Here is a 16,207-nt window from a genome sequence, read left to right on the forward strand (position 1 = left end):
CCCGGCCCGGGCAGATCACCCGACCGTGACGGTCGGGGCCCCCGCGGTGTCCTCGGCGGCGTCCATCTGCGCGGCCAGGCGGTTGGCCTCCTCGATGAGCGTCTCGACGATGGCGTGCTCGGGCACGGTCTTGATGACCTCGCCCTTGACGAAGATCTGCCCCTTGCCGTTGCCGCTGGCCACGCCGAGGTCGGCCTCGCGGGCCTCCCCCGGGCCGTTGACGACGCAGCCCATGACCGCCACGCGCAGCGGCACGCTCATGCCCTCCAGCCCCTCGGTGACGGCGTCGGCCAGGGAGTAGACGTCGACCTGGGCGCGACCGCAGGAGGGGCAGGAGACGATCTCCAGCTTGCGCGGGCGCAGGTTCAGCGACTGCAGGATCTGGATGCCGACCTTGACCTCCTCGGCCGGCGGCGCGGACAGGGACACGCGGATGGTGTCGCCGATCCCCTTGCTCAGCAGCGCCCCGAACGCGGTCGCGGACTTGATGGTGCCCTGGAACGCCGGGCCGGCCTCGGTGACGCCGAGGTGCAGCGGCCAGTCCCCGCGCTCGGCCAGCAGCTCGTAGGCGCGGACCATGACGACGGGGTCGTTGTGCTTGACGGAGATCTTGAAGTCGTGGAAGTCGTGCTCCTCGAACAGCGAGGCCTCCCACACCGCGGACTCCACCAGCGCCTCGGGCGTGGCCTTGCCGTACTTCTCCAGCAGGCGCGGGTCCAGGGAGCCGGCGTTGACGCCGATGCGGATCGAGACGCCCGCGTCCTTGGCGGCCTGGGCGATGTCCTTGACCTGGTCGTCGAACTTGCGGATGTTGCCCGGGTTGACGCGCACCGCGCCGCACCCGGCCTCGATGGCCGCGAAGACGTACTTGGGCTGGAAGTGGATGTCGGCGATGACCGGGATCTGCGACTTCTTCGCGATGATCGGCAGCGCCTCGGCGTCGTCGTTCGTCGGGCAGGCCACGCGGACGATGTCGCACCCGGAGGCGGTCAGCTCGGCGATCTGCTGCAGGGTGGCGTTGATATTGGTGGTCGGCGTCGTCGTCATCGACTGCACCGACACCGGGGAGTCGCTGCCGACCCCCACCTTGCCGACCTGGATCTGGCGGGTCGTGCGCCGCGGGGCCAGGACGGGCGGGGGGAGGGCGGGGAGACCGAGGCTGACGCTCACGCACAGCAGTATCAACCCCGGCTCGGACACGGACGAATCCAGGTCACGCCCGGGCCGGGAGCGTCCACCGGACCCTCACCGGTTCAGCGTCACCGGTTCAGCGTCACCGGTCTGACGATGTCCGCGTACAGCAGCAGCACGCTCATCCCCACGAGCAGGATCGAGACCCCGTAGGCCACGGGCATGGCCTTGGCCACGTCCACCGGCCCGGGGTCCGGGCGCCGGCGCAGCCGGAAGATCCCCTTCTTCACGACCTCCCACAGGGCCCCGGCGATGTGCCCGCCGTCGAAGGGCAGCAGGGGGATGAGGTTGAAGACGAACAGCGCGACGTTGAGCCCGGCCAGCAGCGAGACCAGGCGGGAGGTCCGCTCGGCCAGCTCGTCGCCGGGGATGACCGCGGGCAACGCGTTGGCCTCGCCCGCCAGGCGCCCGATGCCGACGATGCCGATGGGCCCCTCGGGGTCGCGGGCGGCGGTGCCGAACGCGGCCTGGGCCACGTCGTAGAGCCGTTGCGGCAGCCGCACGACGATGCCGGCGACGGTCTGGACCTGCTGCCCGACCACGCCGGGCACCTCGTCCAGGCCGGTGCGCACGACCGCGATGGACGGGGAGACGCCGAGGAAGCCGACCTCCCGCGTCCCGCCGGTCGGACGGCCGTCCGCGTCCACGGCCTCGCGCCGGGTCAGCACGGGCGTCACCGTCAGCGGCACCCGCTGCCCCTCGCGCACCACGACGAGGTCGACGGCCTGCCCGCCGTGGTCGCGGATGGCGGCCGAGAGCTGGTTCCAGCTCTGCACGGGCCGGCCGTCGAACTGCACGACCTCGTCACCGGGGCGCAGCCCGGCGGCCGCCCCGGGGGCCAGCGGGTCCCCGGGCGCGCACGTCGTGGCCGTGCTGCCCGCGGGCAGGACGCACTGGGACACCGCCGACAGGCGCGGGACGAGCCCGGGCTGCCCGATGGCGCTGACCGCGATCGCCGTCAGCACGAGCGCGAGGACCAGGTTGACGAACGGGCCGCCGAACATCACGACGATGCGCTGCCACACGGGCTTGGACGTGAAGGTGCGGTGCTCCTCCCCCGGGGCGACCTCCACGGAGCTGGCCTGGCGCGCCTCCTCGGCCATGAGCGCCCAGCGGCCCGTGCTGGAGGCCTTCACCCGGCCGTCCGGGCCGGGCGGGAACATGCCGATCATCCGGACGTACCCGCCGAGCGGGATCGCCTTGACGCCGTACTCGGTCTCCCCGCGCCGGCGGGAGAACAGGGTCGGGCCGAAGCCGACCATGTACTGGGTCACCTTGATGCCGAACCGCTTGGCGGGCAGCAGGTGCCCGACCTCGTGCAGCGCGATGGACACCGCGACCCCGACGGCGGCGGCGGCGATGCCGACGACCCAGAGCAGGACCTCGCTCACCGGGTGGTCCCGCCGGTGGGCAGGCCCGTGAGCTCCCGGGCCCGGGCGCGGGCCCAGTCCTCGGCGGCCAGGACGTCCTCGACGTCGCGCGGCTCACCGGCCGGGTCGTGCTCGGCCACGACGCGGGCCAGGGTGTCGACGATGCCGAGGAACGGCAGCGCACCGGCGTGGAAGGCGGCCACGCACTCCTCGTTCGCGGCGTTGAACACGGCCGGGACGGTCGAGCCGCGCCGGCCGGCCTCCCGGGCCAGGTCCAGGGCGGGGAAGGCGCGGGCGTCGACGGGTTCGAAGGTCCAGCTCCCCGCCCGGGTCCAGTCCACGCCCGCGGCGGCGCCGGGCACGCGGCCGGGCCAGGACAGCCCGAGGGCGATGGGCAGGCGCATGTCCGGCGGCGAGCACTGGGCCAGGGTGGATCCGTCGGTGAACTCGACCATGGAGTGCACGACGGACTGGGGGTGCACGACGACGTCGATGCGGTCGTAGCCGATCCCGAACAGCAGCGAGGCCTCGATGACCTCCAGGCCCTTGTTGACCAGGGTGGCCGAGTTCGTCGTCACGACCGGCCCCATCGACCACGTCGGGTGGGCCAGGGCCTGCTGCGGGGTGACGTCGGCCAGCTCGGCGCGGGTGCGGCCGCGGAACGGCCCGCCGCTGGCGGTCAGGACGAGCCGGGCGACCTCCTCGGGCGCCCCGCCGCGCAGGCACTGCGCCAGGGCGGAGTGCTCGGAGTCGACGGGCACGACCTGGCCGGGCGCGGCCGCCCGCGTCACCAGCGGCCCCCCGGCGACGAGGGACTCCTTGTTGGCCAGCGCCAGGGTGCGGCCGGTGGCCAGGGCGGCCAGCGTGGGCCGCAGCCCCACCGAGCCCGTCATCCCGTTGAGGACGACGTCGCCGGGGTGGGTGGCGACCTCCGTCGCGGCGTCCGGGCCGGCGACGACGCGCGGCAGCGGCCGGCCGGCGGCCTGCACGCGCAGCGCCTCCAGCAGCGGGCCGCGGGCCTCCTGCCGGGCGACGCCGACGAGGGCGACGCCGTGGTCGAGGGCCTGCCGGGCCAGCGCGGCGACGTCGCCGCCGCCGGCCGCGAGCGCCACGACGCGGAACGGCGGCTGCGCCCCCTCGCCCGCCGCGGCGCGGACCACGTCGAGCGCCTGGGTGCCGATCGAGCCGGTGCTGCCGAGCAGCACCACGTCCCGGACTCCCCCGGGACGCTCGGCGGGGACGGCGGCGTGACGGGGCGGGCGGGAGGAGCTCACGGGCCCATCATGGCCTGCCGTCCCCGCCCGCCACGCCCCGTGACGGGCGGGCTGCAGCGGATCTGCACGGGATCGGCAAGGATGACCCCGGCAGCACACCACTCGGAGGGACACCCGCCATGCGCACGCACCTCACGCGGAGGCTCATCGCCGCGTCCTCGGCCGCCGTCGTCACCCTCGGTGGCGCGGCGACGTACGCCGCGACGTCGGCCGCAGCCGACACCGCCGACCGCCCCGGGGTGTCCGTGCTGTCGACGGTCGACGCCTCCGACCGGCAGGCGGCGCTGGACTTCTGGACCGGTGAGCGGCTCGCCGAGGCCACGCCGGTGGACCGCGTCGTGGGCCGCGGGGCCGGTGCCCCCGGCGCGGCCGCCGCCCTCGGCGTGCCCGCCCCGGCCCCGGGGCAGCAGGCCCAGCCGCGCTCGACCACCTCGGCCACCTCGACCACGGGGGCGGCCCCGGCGCTGCCGCGGGCTCGACGGGCCACCTCCGAGCTCGTGACGGGCGGGGCGGTCGCCCGCGCGACGGCCTGGACGGGCGCGGCGGTGCCGACGGTCGGGCGCCTCTACTTCACCCAGGGCGCCGGCAAGTACGAGTGCACCGCGAGCAGCGTGGACTCCCCCAAGGGCAACGTCATCGTCACCGCGGGCCACTGCGTGACCGAGAACGGCCTGGACTCCCAGAACGTCATCTTCGTCCCGGGCCTGACGGGCACGGGCGAGCCGCTGGGCCGGTTCCCGGTCGGGCAGACCTTCACCACGTCCCAGTGGCGCACCGGTGACCAGCAGTCCGCGGCGGCGCTGAGCTTCGACGTGGGGTTCGCCGTCGTCCCGCCGCGGGAGGGGAAGTCCCTCAAGGACACCGTGGGCGCCAACGCGATCGCCTTCGACGCCCCGCTGGCGCGCACGACCGTGCTCGGCTACCCCGGCCGCAGCCGCACCGCGGACGGGTTCACCCTGCAGTACTGCACCGGCACCGAGTTCACCGACAACGGCCCGGGCGCGACCGGCGACGTCGCCACCCTGTGCGACCTCGGCGGCGGGTCCAGCGGCGGCCCCTGGCTGCACGACGCCGACCCGGCCACGGGCACCGGCACGGTGACGTCGGTGGTGAGCTTCAGCTACGACGACAACCCCTCGGTCCTGTACGGGCCGCGGTTCGGCGCCGTCGTGCGCGACGTCTACACCCGGGCCGCGAGCGCCTGACCCCCGGTCACGCACGCGCGCAGGGCCCCGCCGGTGCACCGGCGGGGCCCTGCGTCCGCACGCTCAGAGCGGGAAGTTCACGTACTTCGTCTCCAGGTACTCCTCGATGCCCTCCAGGCCCCCCTCGCGGCCGAACCCGCTGGCCTTGACCCCGCCGAAGGGCGCGGCGGCGTTGGAGACGACCCCGGCGTTGAGCCCGACCATGCCGGTCTCCAGCGCCTCGGCCACGCGCATCCCGCGCTCCAGGCCCTGGGTGAAGGCGTAGGCGATGAGGCCGTACTCGGTGTCGTTGGCCAGGGCCAGGCCCTCCTCCTCGGTGTCGAAGACGACGACGGGGGCGACCGGCCCGAACGTCTCCTCGGTCAGCAGCCGGGCGTCGGCCGGGACGTCCACGACGACGGTCGGGGCGTAGAAGTACCCGGCCTCCCCGACGGCCCGGCCGCCGGTGAGCACGCGGGCCCCGGCCCCGACGGCCTCCTCCACGCGCTGGGCGACGTCGTCGCGGGCGCGGGCGTCGATGAGCGGGCCGACCTGGGAGCCGTCCTCGGTGCCGCGGCCGACGACGAGGGAGCCCATGCGCTCGGCGAGGCGGCGGGAGAACTCCTCGGCCACGCCGCGCTGGACGTAGAACCGGTTCGCCGCGGTGCAGGCCTCGCCCTGGTTGCGCATCTTGGCGGCCATCGCCCCGTCGACCGCCTTGTCCAGGTCGGCGTCGTCGAAGACGAGGAACGGCGCGTTGCCGCCCAGTTCCATCGAGATGCGCAGCAGCTGCTCGGCGGACTGCTCGACGAGCTTCTTGCCGACGGGCGTGGACCCCGTGAACGTCAGCTTGCGCAGCCGCCGGTCGGCGATGAGGGGGGCCGTGACCTTGCCGGTGGTCGAGGACGTCAGGACGTTGACGACGCCGTCGGGCACCCCGGCCTCGGCGAGCACCTGGGCCAGCAGCAGCGTGGTCAGCGGGGTCTGGGTGGCGGGCTTGACGACGATGGTGCACCCGGCCGCGAGCGCCGGGGCGATCTTGCGGGTGCCCATGGCCAGGGGGAAGTTCCACGGCAGGATCGCCAGCACCGGGCCGACGGGCTGCTTCATCGTCAGCAGCCGCGACCCCCCGGCGGGGTTCTGCGCGTACCGGCCGGCGATGCGGGGGGCCTCCTCGGAGAACCAGCGGAAGAACTCGTTGCCGTAGGCGACCTCGCCGCGGGCCTCGGCCAGGGGCTTGCCCATCTCCAGGGTCATGAGCAGGGCGAAGTCCTCGGCGCGGGCGGCGACGAGGTCGAACGCGCGGCGCAGGATCTCCCCGCGCTCGCGGGTGGGGGTGCGGGCCCAGGAGGCCTGCGCGGCCACGGCGGCGTCCAGGGCCGCGGCGCCGTCCTCGACGGTCCCGTCGGCGATCTCGGCCAGGGTCCGGCCGGTGGCGGGGTCCTCGACGCGGATGCGCCCCCCGCCGCTGCCCTCGCGCCAGACGCCGCCGATGAACAGTCCGGTGGGGACGCCGGCGAGGAGGTCGCGCTCGCGGGCGCCGGTCGTCCCGTCGGTGGTGGTCCCGTCGGTGGTGGTGGTGCTCATGTCGGTGGTCCTCTCGTTGACGGTCAGGCGGCGGCGAAGACGCGGTCGAGCACGTCGAAGGCCTGCTCGAGGAGGGCGTCGCCGATGCTCAGCGGGGGCAGGAAGCGCAGGACGTTGCCGTCGGTGCCGCAGGTCAGGACGATGACGCCCTGCCGGGCGGCCTCGGTCGCGACGGCCTTGGCCAGGGCGGCGTCGGGTTCGGTGGTGCCGGGCCGGACGAGTTCGACGGCGACCATGGCCCCGCGGCCGCGGACGTCGCCGACGCGCGGGTCGCGCTCGGCCAGGGCGCGCAGCCGGCGCAGCAGCAGCTCCTCGATCTGCCGGGCGCGCTCGAGCAGGCCCTCCTCCTCGATCGTGGCCAGGACGGCGAGCGCCGCGGCCGTGGCCAGCGGGTTGCCGCCGTAGGTGCCGCCGAGGCCGCCGGTGACGGGGGCGTCGACGATCTCGGCACGCCCCGTGACGGCCGACAGCGGCAGCCCGCCGGCGACGCCCTTGGCGATGGTCACCAGGTCCGGTTCGATCCCCTCCAGCGCGCTGGCGAACCAGGCCCCGGTGCGGGCGACTCCGGTCTGCACCTCGTCGGCGACGAACACGACGCCGTTCTCCCGCGCCCAGGCGGCGATGGCCGGCAGGAACCCGGGGGCGGGGACGATGAACCCGCCCTCGCCCTGGACGGGTTCGACGACGATCGCGGCGAGGTTGGCGGCGCCGACCTGCTTCTCGATGACGGCGATGGCGCGGGCGGCGGCGGTCGGCCCGTCGAGGCCGTCGCGGAAGGGGTAGCTCAGCGGGGCGCGGTACACCTCGGGGGCGAAGGGCCCGAACCCGTTCTTGTACGGCATGTTCTTGGCCGTCATGGCCATCGTGAGGTTGGTGCGGCCGTGGTAGGCGTGGTCGAAGACGACGACGGCCTGGCGGCCGGTGTGGGCGCGGGCGATCTTCACGGCGTTCTCGACGGCCTCGGCGCCGGAGGTGAAGAACGCGCTCTTCTTGGCGAAGTCGCCGGGGGTCAGCTCGGCCAGGCGCTCGGCCAGCTCCACGTAGGAGTCGTAGGGCGTGATCATGAAGCAGGTGTGGGTGAAGCGCGCCGCCTGCTCGGTGACGGCCCGCACCACGGCCGGGGCGGAGTTGCCCACGGTGGTCACGGCGATGCCCGAACCGAGGTCGGCGTAGGAGTTCCCGTCGACGTCGACGACGACGCCACCGCCGGCGGCCCGGGCGAAGAACGGCATCGAGGACCCGACCGCGGCCGAGACGGCCGCCGAGCGGCGGGCGGCCAGCTCGCGCGAGACCGGGCCGGGGACCTCGGTGACGAGGCGGATCTCCTGCGCCAGGGCGGGACCGCCCGGCGTGGCGGTCGGGTCGGCCGTCTCCTGCGGGCTGGGCCCGGGGGTGAGCCCGGGGGTGAACGTCGTCATGGCTCGACGGTAGGCGTCCGGTCCGGCGCCGTCAGTGCCGGACCTGCACGATCCACGGACTCTGCGACGGTGCAGAACGGACACCGGGTGCGGCACGATGACCCGGTGGTGCTGCTCGCCGACCTGCTCTCGACCGCCTCCCTGGACCTGCGGCTCGTCGGCGGTGACCCGGACGTGCCCGTCCGGTGGGTCGCCACGAGCGAGCTGGAGGACCCGACGCCGTTCCTGGAGGGCGGGGAGCTGCTGCTGACCACGGGGCTGCGGGTCCCGCGCGAGGGGTGGGGCGCCTGGGTGGACCGGCTCGCCGGCGCCGGCGCGGCCGGGGTGGGCTTCGGCGTGGGCCTGTCGCACCGGGCCGTGCCCCGCACGCTCGTCACCGCGGCTCGCACCGCCGGCCTGGCCGTGGTGGAGGTGCCGGTGCCGACCCCGTTCATCGCCGTCTCGCGCCGCCTGGCCGACCTGCTGCGGCGCAGCGAGAACGAGGCCGAGGCCGCCGCCGCCCGCGCCGGCCGCGACCTCGCCGCGGCCGCCGCCGGACCCGACGGGGCCCGCGCGGTCCTGCAGCGCACCGCCCGGGCCGTGCGCGGGTCGGCGTGGCTGCTCGACGCGGCCGGGACCGTCCTGGCCGCGACCACGTCCCAGGCCCCGCCCGCCGCGGCGCTGGAGGGGCTGCGGCGGGTCCGGGACCAGGGGGCCCGCGCGGCCTGGAGGGAGGTCACGGCGACCGGGACCCTCACGCTGCGCGCGGGCGGGGCGAGCCGGTGGCTGCTGGTGGCCGCCGGGCCCGACCTGCCCCGCGCGGCCCAGCAGACCGTGGGCACGGCGGCCGCGCTGCTGGACCTGCTGACCGCGCGCCCCGCCCTGGACCCCGCCGTGCTCACCCCGGTCCTCACCGCCGGCGTCGTCGACCTCGTCCTGTCCGGGCGCAGCGACCTCGCCGCGCGGCTGGCCGCGGCGCTGGACCTGCGGTTGCCCGACCCGGTCGTCGTCGTGCGCTGGAGCGGGCCGCAGGCCCCGGACCTGCTCAGCGGCGAGCACCACGCCCTCGGTTCCCCCGAGGCCGTGGCCGACGCGCTGCGCGGGTGGACCGGCCGGGCCGGGACCGCCCGCCCGGCCCCGCTGGCCCGGGCCGACCCGCGCGGCGCCGACGCCGCCTGGGCCCGCACCACGGCCCAGCGCCCCGTCGTGCACGCCGACGGCTCCACCCTGCCCGACCTGCTCGGCCCGGCTGGTCTGCAGGCGTGGGCCGCGGGCCGCCTGGAGGGGCTGCAGGACCCGCAGCTGCGCCGGACCGTGGAGGTGTTCCTGGCCCACCACGGCGCCCGGCAACCGGCCGCCGACGCGCTCGGGGTGCACCGCAACACGCTGCGCCAGCGGCTGGCCCGCGCCGAGCAGCGCCTCGGGCTGTCGCTGGAGGACCCGACCGACCGGGCCGAGGTGTGGCTGGCTCTCACCGCGACCCGCTCGTCCTCGGCCTGAACGGCCCCTGCCAGACTCCGGGCGTGGCCCTGGACCCCGCCGACCTGCCCCCCGCCGCCCTGGAGTTCCTCACCGAGCGGCACCTGGCGACACTCACGACGCTGCGGGCCGACGGCTCCCCGCACGTCGTGCCCGTCGGGTTCACCTTCGACCCCGGCACGCGCCAGGTGCGGGTCATCACCTCCGGCACCTCTCGCAAGGCCGTGCACGCCGCCCGCGGGTCGCGCTGCGTCGTCTCCCAGGTCGACGGCCGGCGCTGGCTGTCGCTGGAGGGACCGGGCCGGGTCCTGGACGACCCGGCCTCGGTGCGCGAGGCCGAGGAGCGCTACGCGGGCCGGTACCGCACGCCGCGGGAGAACCCGGCGCGCGTCGTGGTGGTCTTCACCGTGGACCGGGTGCTGGGGTCGGTCCCGCCGTGGGAGTGAGTCAGCGGTAGCCGACCATGAGCTCCACGACGCGGTCGAGGAAGGCGTCCACGGGCGCCTCGCGGTAGCCCCGCGCACCGCGTCGGGGCCGGAACAGCGCGTCGCGGACGTCGTCGGCGGTGAGGGTCAGCTCCCCGCGGAAGTGCTGCACCAGCAGCTCGCACAGCGCGTCGACGTCGCGCGGGTGGTAGCCGCGGCGCAGGCCGCGGGCGCGGGGGAACCGTTCGCCGCGACGCTCCTTCAGCCGGCCCGCGACGGCCTGGCCCAGGGCCGACCGCCGGTCGGTCCAGGCCCGCCGGTCCGGCTGGGCCAGCGCCTGGGCGCGCTCCCGCCCGGCGAGGGCGTCCTCGACCTCGGAGAGCAGGTCGTCCGTGTCGGCCACGTCGTAGCCGCCGAGCTGGGACCCGAAGCCCACGGCCCGCACCTGCGCGGCGGCGACCCGGCCGGCGGGCCCGGCCGCGGCGAGGTGGTCGAGGAACAGGTCGACGTCGGCGACCCTGTACCCGCGGCGCAGCGCCCCCACCCGGGCCGGCCGCTCCCGGACGAGATCGGTGAACGGGACCGTCCCGCTGCTCACGCCGTGCCGCTCACGCCGTCGGCTGCTCGGGACCGATGGCCGCGAGCTGGCCGCAGGCGCCGTCGATCTCGCTGCCGCGGGTGTCGCGGACGGTGGTCGGGATGCCCCGCGCCTCCAGCGCCGCGACGAACGCCTTCTCCACGGCCGGGTCGCTGGCCGTCCACTTCGAGCCCGGGGTCGGGTTCAGCGGGATGGGGTTGACGTGCACCCAGCCGCGGCCGCGGGCGTTGAGCAGCTTGCCGAGGCGGTCGGCGCGCCAGGCCTGGTCGTTGATGTCGCGGATGAGCGCGTACTCGATGCTCACGCGCCGGCCGGTGGCCTCGAAGTAGCGGCGGGCCGCGTCCAGGGCCTGCGCCACGTTCCACCGCCGGTTGATGGGGACGAGGTCGTCGCGCAGCTCGTCGTCGGGGGCGTGCAGGCTCAGGGCCAGCGTCGCCGCGATGCCCTCGGCGGCGAACTTGTCGATGGCCGGGACGAGCCCGACCGTCGACATCGTGATGCCGCGCGCGGAGATGCCCAGGCCGTCGGGGGCGGGCTGGGTCAGCCGGCGGACGGCCGCGACGGCCGACTTGTAGTTGGCCAGCGCCTCCCCCATGCCCATGAAGACGACGTTGCCGACCCGGCCCTCGCCGCCGGGGACCTCGCCGCGGGCCAGGGCCCGGGAGGCGGCCGTGACCTGCTCGACGATCTCGGCGGTGGACAGGTTGCGGGTCAGCCCAGCCTGCCCGGTGGCGCAGAACGGGCAGTTCATCCCGCAGCCGGCCTGGCTGGAGATGCACAGGGTGTCGCGGTTCTTGTAGCGCATGAGCACGGACTCGACGAGGGCGCCGTCGTGCAGCCGGTACAGCGACTTGACCGTGGTCCCCTGGTCGGCGCTCAGCGTGCGGATCGGCGTCAGCAGCCTCGGCAGCAGGGCCTCGGCGATGCGCGCGCGGCTGGCCGCCGGCAGGTCCGTCATCCGCTCCGGGTCGTCCTCGAGCCGCTCGAACCAGTGCGTGGCGAGCTGCTTGCCGCGGAACGCCTTCTCCCCCAGCTCGACCATCGCCGGGCCGCGCTCGGCCGGTTCGAGGTCGGCGAAGTGGCGCGGCGGCTTGCCGCGGCGGGGGGCGGACATGACGAGCTGGCCGGGGCCGGCCGGGGCCAGCGGGAGCGGTTCGCGCGGGGGCCGGGCCGGGTCCGTGGACGGGCCCGAGGACAGGGGGGCGGGAGTGGACATCGCCCTCCATGCTACGGCGCGCGGGACGGGGCCCCGGGACGTCAGGGCTCGGGACGTCAGGGGCCCAGGAACCAGACCAGCAGCAGGTGCACCACCGGCGCCGCGGGCAGCAGCGAGTCCAGCCGGTCCATGACCCCGCCGTGCCCGGGCAGCAGCGTGCCCATGTCCTTGATCCCCAGGTCGCGCTTGAGCATGGACTCCGACAGGTCCCCGCCGATGGCCACGACGACGGTGACGGCCCCCAGCAGGACGCCCTGCCACCACGCGCCCCCCAGGGCCAGCGGCAGGGCGAGGCCCCCCGCGACCATGCCGACGAGCAGCGAGCCGGCCGTGCCCTCCCACGACTTCTTCGGGCTGACCGAGGGCGCCATGGGGTGGCGGCCGAAGAGGACCCCGGCGGCGTAGCCGCCCACGTCGCTGGCCACGACGAGCAGGACGAACACGAGCACCCGCCAGGCGCCGTCGCTGGCGGCGAGCATGAGCATCGCGAACCCGGCCAGCAGCGGCCCGTAGGTGACGATGAAGACACCACCGGCGACGTCGCGCACGGGGGGGACCCGCACCGGGGCCCCGTGGTCGCCCCCGTCGTCGAGGAGGCGGTAGACGACGACCGCGGCCACGGTCAGGGCGTAGGCCGCGAACAACGTCTCCCCGCCGCCGAGGTAGGCGCCCGGCACCATCGCCAGGGTGCCCACCACCGGCGGCAGGACGGGGACGCGCAGGTGGCGCGAACGGAAGGCCCGGACCATCTCGACCGTCCCGTAGAGGACGGCGGCGCAGGCCAGGACGCCGAAGGCCTCCCGGCGCACGAACAGGCTGGCGACCAGCACCCCGCCCATCGCCAGGCCCATGCCGATGGCGGCGGGGAGGTTGCGGCCCGCCCGCCGCGGCGGGCGGGTCGCGGACGTCGTCTCGCTGGTCACCGGCACGCTCAGACGGCCAGGAGTTCGGTTTCCTTGTTCTTCAGCAGCTCGTCGACGGCGTCGACGTGCCGCTTGGTCACCGACTCCAGCTCCTTCTCGGCGCGCCCGACCTCGTCCTCACCGGCCTCGCCGTCCTTGACGATGCGGTCCAGCTCCTCCTTGGCGCGGCGGCGGACGTTGCGCAGCGAGACGCGGGCGTCCTCGGCCTTGGAGCGGGCCAGCTTGATGTAGTCCTTGCGCCGCTCCTCGGTCAGCTGCGGCAGCACGATCCGGATGACGTTGCCGTCGTTGCCCGGGTTGACCCCCAGGTCGGAGTTGCGCAGCGCCTTCTCGATCTCACTCATGGCGCCGCGGTCGAACGGGGTGATGAGCACCGAGCGCGCCTCGGGGATCTGGAAGCTCGCCAGCTGCTGCAGCGGCGTCGGCGCGCCGTAGTAGTCGACCATGACCTTGTGGAACATCGCGGCGTTGGCCCGCCCGGTGCGGATGGCGCCGAAGTCCTCCTTGGCGACCTCGACCGCCTTTTCCATCTTCTCCTCGGCCTCGAGGAGGGTGTCGTCGATCACGGTGGTCCCTTCGTCCTTCGTCCCGGCGCGTCCTGCGCCCCCGCGGTGCCGCAGGGCGCGGACGCGCCCGGGGAGGGCTCAGTCCGCGATCACCTGCGTGCCGATCCTCTCACCCCGCAGCGCGCGGGCCACGCCCTGGCCCTCCATGCCGAAGACGATCATCGGCAGGCGGTTGTCCATGCACAGGCTGAAGGCCGTCGTGTCCACCACGCGCAGGTTCTTCTGCAGCGCCTCGGCGTAGCTGATCGTCTCGATCTTGGTGGCGCCGGGGTCCTTGCGCGGGTCGCCCGTGTAGACGCCGTCGACGCCGTTCTTGGCCATGAGGACGGCGTCGGCGCGCACCTCCAGGGCCCGCTGGGCGGCGACGGTATCGGTGGAGAAGTACGGCATCCCGGCGCCGGCGCCGAAGATGACGACGCGGCCCTTCTCCATGTGCCGGATCGCCCGGCGCGGGATGTACGGCTCGGCGACCTGGCCCATGGTGATGGCCGTCTGCACGCGCGTGTCGACGTCCTGCTGCTCCAGGAAGTCCTGCAGCGCCAGGGCGTTCATGACGGTGCCGAGCATGCCCATGTAGTCGGCGCGGCTGCGCTCCATGCCGCGCTGGGACAGCTCCGCGCCGCGGAAGAAGTTGCCGCCGCCGACGACGATCGCGACCTGCACGCCCTGCTTGACCGGGCCGGCGATCTCGCGCGCCACCTGGGCGATGACGTCGGGGTCGACCCCGACCCGGCCGTTGCCGAAGAACTCCCCCGAGAGCTTGAGCAGCACCCGCTGGTAGGCGGGGCGGGGGTGCACCGTCCCGGCCTCGAGGTCGACGGTCAGGCTCGGCTCGCTCACGCGGTGGCTCCTCGGGTGGTTGCGCTGGGATCGGGGCTGGGGTGCGGGCTGGGGTCTGGGGCAGTCTGCCCCAGCCGGGTGCTGGAGGTCACGCTCGGTGAGTCTCGACTGGTCCGGACGTGCGAACGGGGTGGGAGGACCGTGGTCCCCCACCCCGTTCACGCTGCGGCTCGGTGCTGCCTCAGACGCCCGCGCGGAAGCGGGCGAAGGCGGTCACCTGGGCGCCGGCGTCGGCCAGCAGCTTGGTGATGGTGACCTTCTGGTCCTTGGCGAAGGGCTGCTCGAGCAGGACGTTGTCCTTGAAGAAGCTGTTGACGCGACCCTCGACGATCTTGGGCAGCGCGGCCTCGGGCTTCTTCTCCTCGCGCGCGGTCTCCTCGGCGATGCGGCGCTCGGACTCGACCTTCTCGGCCGGGACCTCCTCGCGGGACAGGAAGGTCGGGCTCATCGCGGCGGTGTGCATCGCGATGTCCTTGCCCAGCGTCTCGTCGTCCTTGTCCAGGGCGACGAGGACACCGATGGTCGGGGGCAGGTCGGTCGCGGTGCGGTGCAGGTACGCCGAGACGTGGGCACCCTCGACGCGGGCGACGTTGGGGACGAGGATCTTCTCGCCCATCGTCGCGTTGGCCTCGTCGAGGACGACCTGGACGGACTTGCCGTCCATCTCGCTGGCCAGCAGCGAGGCGGAGTCGGTCGCGCCGACGGCCACGGCCTGGGCGAGGACCTGGTTGGCCAGGGTCACGAAGCCCTCGGACTTGGCGACGAAGTCGGTCTCGCAGTTGACCTGCACCATGACGCCGAGGCCACCGTCGACGTGCACGGCCACGAGGCCGTTGGAGGCGTCGCGGTCGGCGCGCTTGGCGACGCCCTTCTGGCCCTTGATGCGCAGCAGCTCGATGGCCTTCTCGACGTCGCCGTCGGTCTCCACGAGCGCGTTCTTGCAGTCGAGCATGCCGGCGCCGGTCTTCTCGCGCAGCGCCTTGACGTCAGCGGCGGTGTACGCAGCCACGGTCTGTCCTCTCGTCGTCCTCGTGAACTTCTGGTCGGGGGCGGACGCGCGGACGCCCCGGGCCGTGGGCCCGGGGCGTCACCACAGGCGTCCTGTGTCGTACCTGGCGCAGGCGCCGAGGTCAGGCCTGCGCGGCGGCCTCGGCCGGCTCACCCTCGGCGGCAGCGGCCTGCGCCGGCTGCCCCTCGGCGGCGGCGGCCTCGGCGGCCTCGGGGGCGGTGGAGCCCTCCGCGGTCGCGGTCGACTCCGACCCACCGGTCTGCTCGCCCTCGCTGCCGGCCAGCAGGTCCTGCTCCCACGCGGCCAGCGGCTCGGCGTCGGTCTCGGACTTGCCGCCGTGACGGACCTGCAGGCCGTCGGCGACCGCGTCGGCGATGACCCGCGTCAGCAGCGTGACGGAGCGGATGGCGTCGTCGTTGCCGGGGATGCGGTAGTCGACGTCGTCCGGGTCGCAGTTGGAGTCCAGGATCGCCACGACCGGGATGTTGAGCTTCTTGGCCTCGTCGACCGCGAGGTGCTCCTTGTTGGTGTCGACGATCCACACCGCGGAGGGGACCTTGGTCATGTCCCGGATGCCGCCGAGGGTCTTCGTCAGCTTCTCGTACTCGCGACGGAGGACGAGCAGCTCCTTCTTCGTGAGGCCGGAGGCGGCGACGTCGTCGAAGTCGACCTCCTCGAGCTCACGCATGCGCGAGATGCGCTTGGAGACGGTCTGGAAGTTCGTGAGCATCCCACCGAGCCAGCGCTGGTTCACGTAGGGCATGCCCACGCGACGGGCCTGCTCGGCGATGGACTCCTGGGCCTGCTTCTTCGTCCCGATGAACAGGATGGAACCGCCGTGGGCGACGGTCTCCTTGACGAAGTCGTACGCGCGGTCGATGAAGGACAGCGACTGCTGCAGGTCGATGATGTAGATGCCGTTGCGCTCCGTGAACAGGAAGCGCTTCATCTTCGGGTTCCAGCGGCGCGTCTGGTGCCCGAAGTGCACACCGGACTCGAGCAGCTGGCGCATCGTCACGACGGCCATGGGTGGTCCTCCTCGTGCCGGCCCCCTGGTGGGGCCGATCGGTTGTCCCGCAGCGGGCCGGTCGGCCTGCCGCGCCTGGCTCCCGTGCGCACCCGACCACCGGGGCGACCCGGTGGACCGA

General features: G+C 74.6%; 15 protein-coding genes. 3 read left to right on the top strand and 12 right to left on the bottom strand.

Annotated features, from left to right (window positions below; genetic code table 11):
* Positions 1–15: 15 nt before the first annotated feature.
* From ispG to dxr, 3 genes are all read right to left on the bottom strand, one after another.
* Entirely contained in the window at positions 16–1,170 is a 1,155-nt protein-coding gene (gene ispG / locus AB2L27_RS03700) for a flavodoxin-dependent (E)-4-hydroxy-3-methylbut-2-enyl-diphosphate synthase (RefSeq protein WP_370440115.1), read from the bottom strand.
* A gap of 89 nt (positions 1,171–1,259) precedes the next feature.
* Positions 1,260–2,582: a M50 family metallopeptidase gene (locus AB2L27_RS03705; RefSeq protein ID WP_370440116.1), complete on the bottom strand. Its 1,323-nt coding sequence runs from the start codon at positions 2,580–2,582 to the stop codon at positions 1,260–1,262.
* Entirely contained in the window at positions 2,579–3,835 is a 1,257-nt protein-coding gene (gene dxr / locus AB2L27_RS03710) for a 1-deoxy-D-xylulose-5-phosphate reductoisomerase (RefSeq protein ID WP_370440117.1), read from the bottom strand. Before dxr ends, AB2L27_RS03705 begins: the two co-directional genes overlap by 4 nt.
* Positions 3,836–3,954: 119 nt before the next feature.
* Here dxr and AB2L27_RS03715 point away from each other — a divergent pair, with 119 nt between their 5' ends.
* Entirely contained in the window at positions 3,955–5,040 is a 1,086-nt protein-coding gene (locus AB2L27_RS03715) for a trypsin-like serine peptidase (protein WP_370440118.1), read from the top strand.
* 63 nt (positions 5,041–5,103) lie between these two features.
* Here the strand turns inward: AB2L27_RS03715 and AB2L27_RS03720 are convergent, their stop codons facing one another.
* Positions 5,104–6,606 carry an NAD-dependent succinate-semialdehyde dehydrogenase gene (locus AB2L27_RS03720; RefSeq protein WP_370440119.1) on the bottom strand — a complete coding sequence of 501 codons (1,503 nt, stop codon included), beginning with the start codon at positions 6,604–6,606 and terminating at the stop codon, positions 5,104–5,106.
* A gap of 23 nt (positions 6,607–6,629) precedes the next feature.
* Positions 6,630–8,024, bottom strand: a complete 1,395-nt coding sequence (gene gabT / locus AB2L27_RS03725) for a 4-aminobutyrate--2-oxoglutarate transaminase (protein ID WP_370440120.1) — start codon at positions 8,022–8,024, stop codon at positions 6,630–6,632.
* Between the two features lie 105 nt (positions 8,025–8,129).
* Here gabT and AB2L27_RS03730 point away from each other — a divergent pair, with 105 nt between their 5' ends.
* Entirely contained in the window at positions 8,130–9,503 is a 1,374-nt protein-coding gene (locus tag AB2L27_RS03730) for a PucR family transcriptional regulator ligand-binding domain-containing protein (RefSeq protein ID WP_370440121.1), read from the top strand.
* A 23-nt stretch (positions 9,504–9,526) separates the two neighbouring features.
* The gene (locus AB2L27_RS03735) at positions 9,527–9,928 is read left to right on the top strand and encodes a pyridoxamine 5'-phosphate oxidase family protein (RefSeq protein ID WP_370440122.1); all 402 of its coding nucleotides are present in this window, start codon (positions 9,527–9,529) and stop codon (positions 9,926–9,928) included.
* 1 nt (position 9,929) lies between these two features.
* Here AB2L27_RS03735 and AB2L27_RS03740 read toward each other — a convergent pair whose 3' ends face one another.
* The 7 genes from AB2L27_RS03740 to rpsB form a co-directional block, all read right to left on the bottom strand.
* A complete protein-coding gene (locus AB2L27_RS03740; RefSeq protein ID WP_370440123.1) occupies positions 9,930–10,505 on the bottom strand; it encodes a DivIVA domain-containing protein in 576 nt (191 codons plus the stop codon).
* A gap of 10 nt (positions 10,506–10,515) precedes the next feature.
* Entirely contained in the window at positions 10,516–11,721 is a 1,206-nt protein-coding gene (rlmN, locus tag AB2L27_RS03745; RefSeq protein WP_370440124.1) for a dual-specificity RNA methyltransferase RlmN, read from the bottom strand.
* Between the two features lie 56 nt (positions 11,722–11,777).
* Entirely contained in the window at positions 11,778–12,644 is an 867-nt protein-coding gene (locus tag AB2L27_RS03750) for a phosphatidate cytidylyltransferase (RefSeq protein ID WP_370440125.1), read from the bottom strand.
* 8 nt (positions 12,645–12,652) lie between these two features.
* Positions 12,653–13,210, bottom strand: a complete 558-nt coding sequence (gene frr / locus AB2L27_RS03755) for a ribosome recycling factor (protein WP_370440126.1) — start codon at positions 13,208–13,210, stop codon at positions 12,653–12,655.
* A gap of 78 nt (positions 13,211–13,288) precedes the next feature.
* Positions 13,289–14,050, bottom strand: a complete 762-nt coding sequence (pyrH, locus tag AB2L27_RS03760) for a UMP kinase (RefSeq protein ID WP_370440127.1) — start codon at positions 14,048–14,050, stop codon at positions 13,289–13,291.
* Positions 14,051–14,231: 181 nt separating this feature from the next.
* Positions 14,232–15,059 carry a translation elongation factor Ts gene (gene tsf / locus AB2L27_RS03765; protein ID WP_370440128.1) on the bottom strand — a complete coding sequence of 276 codons (828 nt, stop codon included), beginning with the start codon at positions 15,057–15,059 and terminating at the stop codon, positions 14,232–14,234.
* Between the two features lie 121 nt (positions 15,060–15,180).
* Positions 15,181–16,086: a 30S ribosomal protein S2 gene (gene rpsB / locus AB2L27_RS03770; RefSeq protein WP_370440129.1), complete on the bottom strand. Its 906-nt coding sequence runs from the start codon at positions 16,084–16,086 to the stop codon at positions 15,181–15,183.
* Between the last annotated feature and the right edge of the window lie 121 nt (positions 16,087–16,207).

The organism is Kineococcus halophytocola (genome assembly GCF_041276425.1).
Classification (GTDB): domain Bacteria; phylum Actinomycetota; class Actinomycetes; order Actinomycetales; family Kineococcaceae; genus Kineococcus; species Kineococcus halophytocola.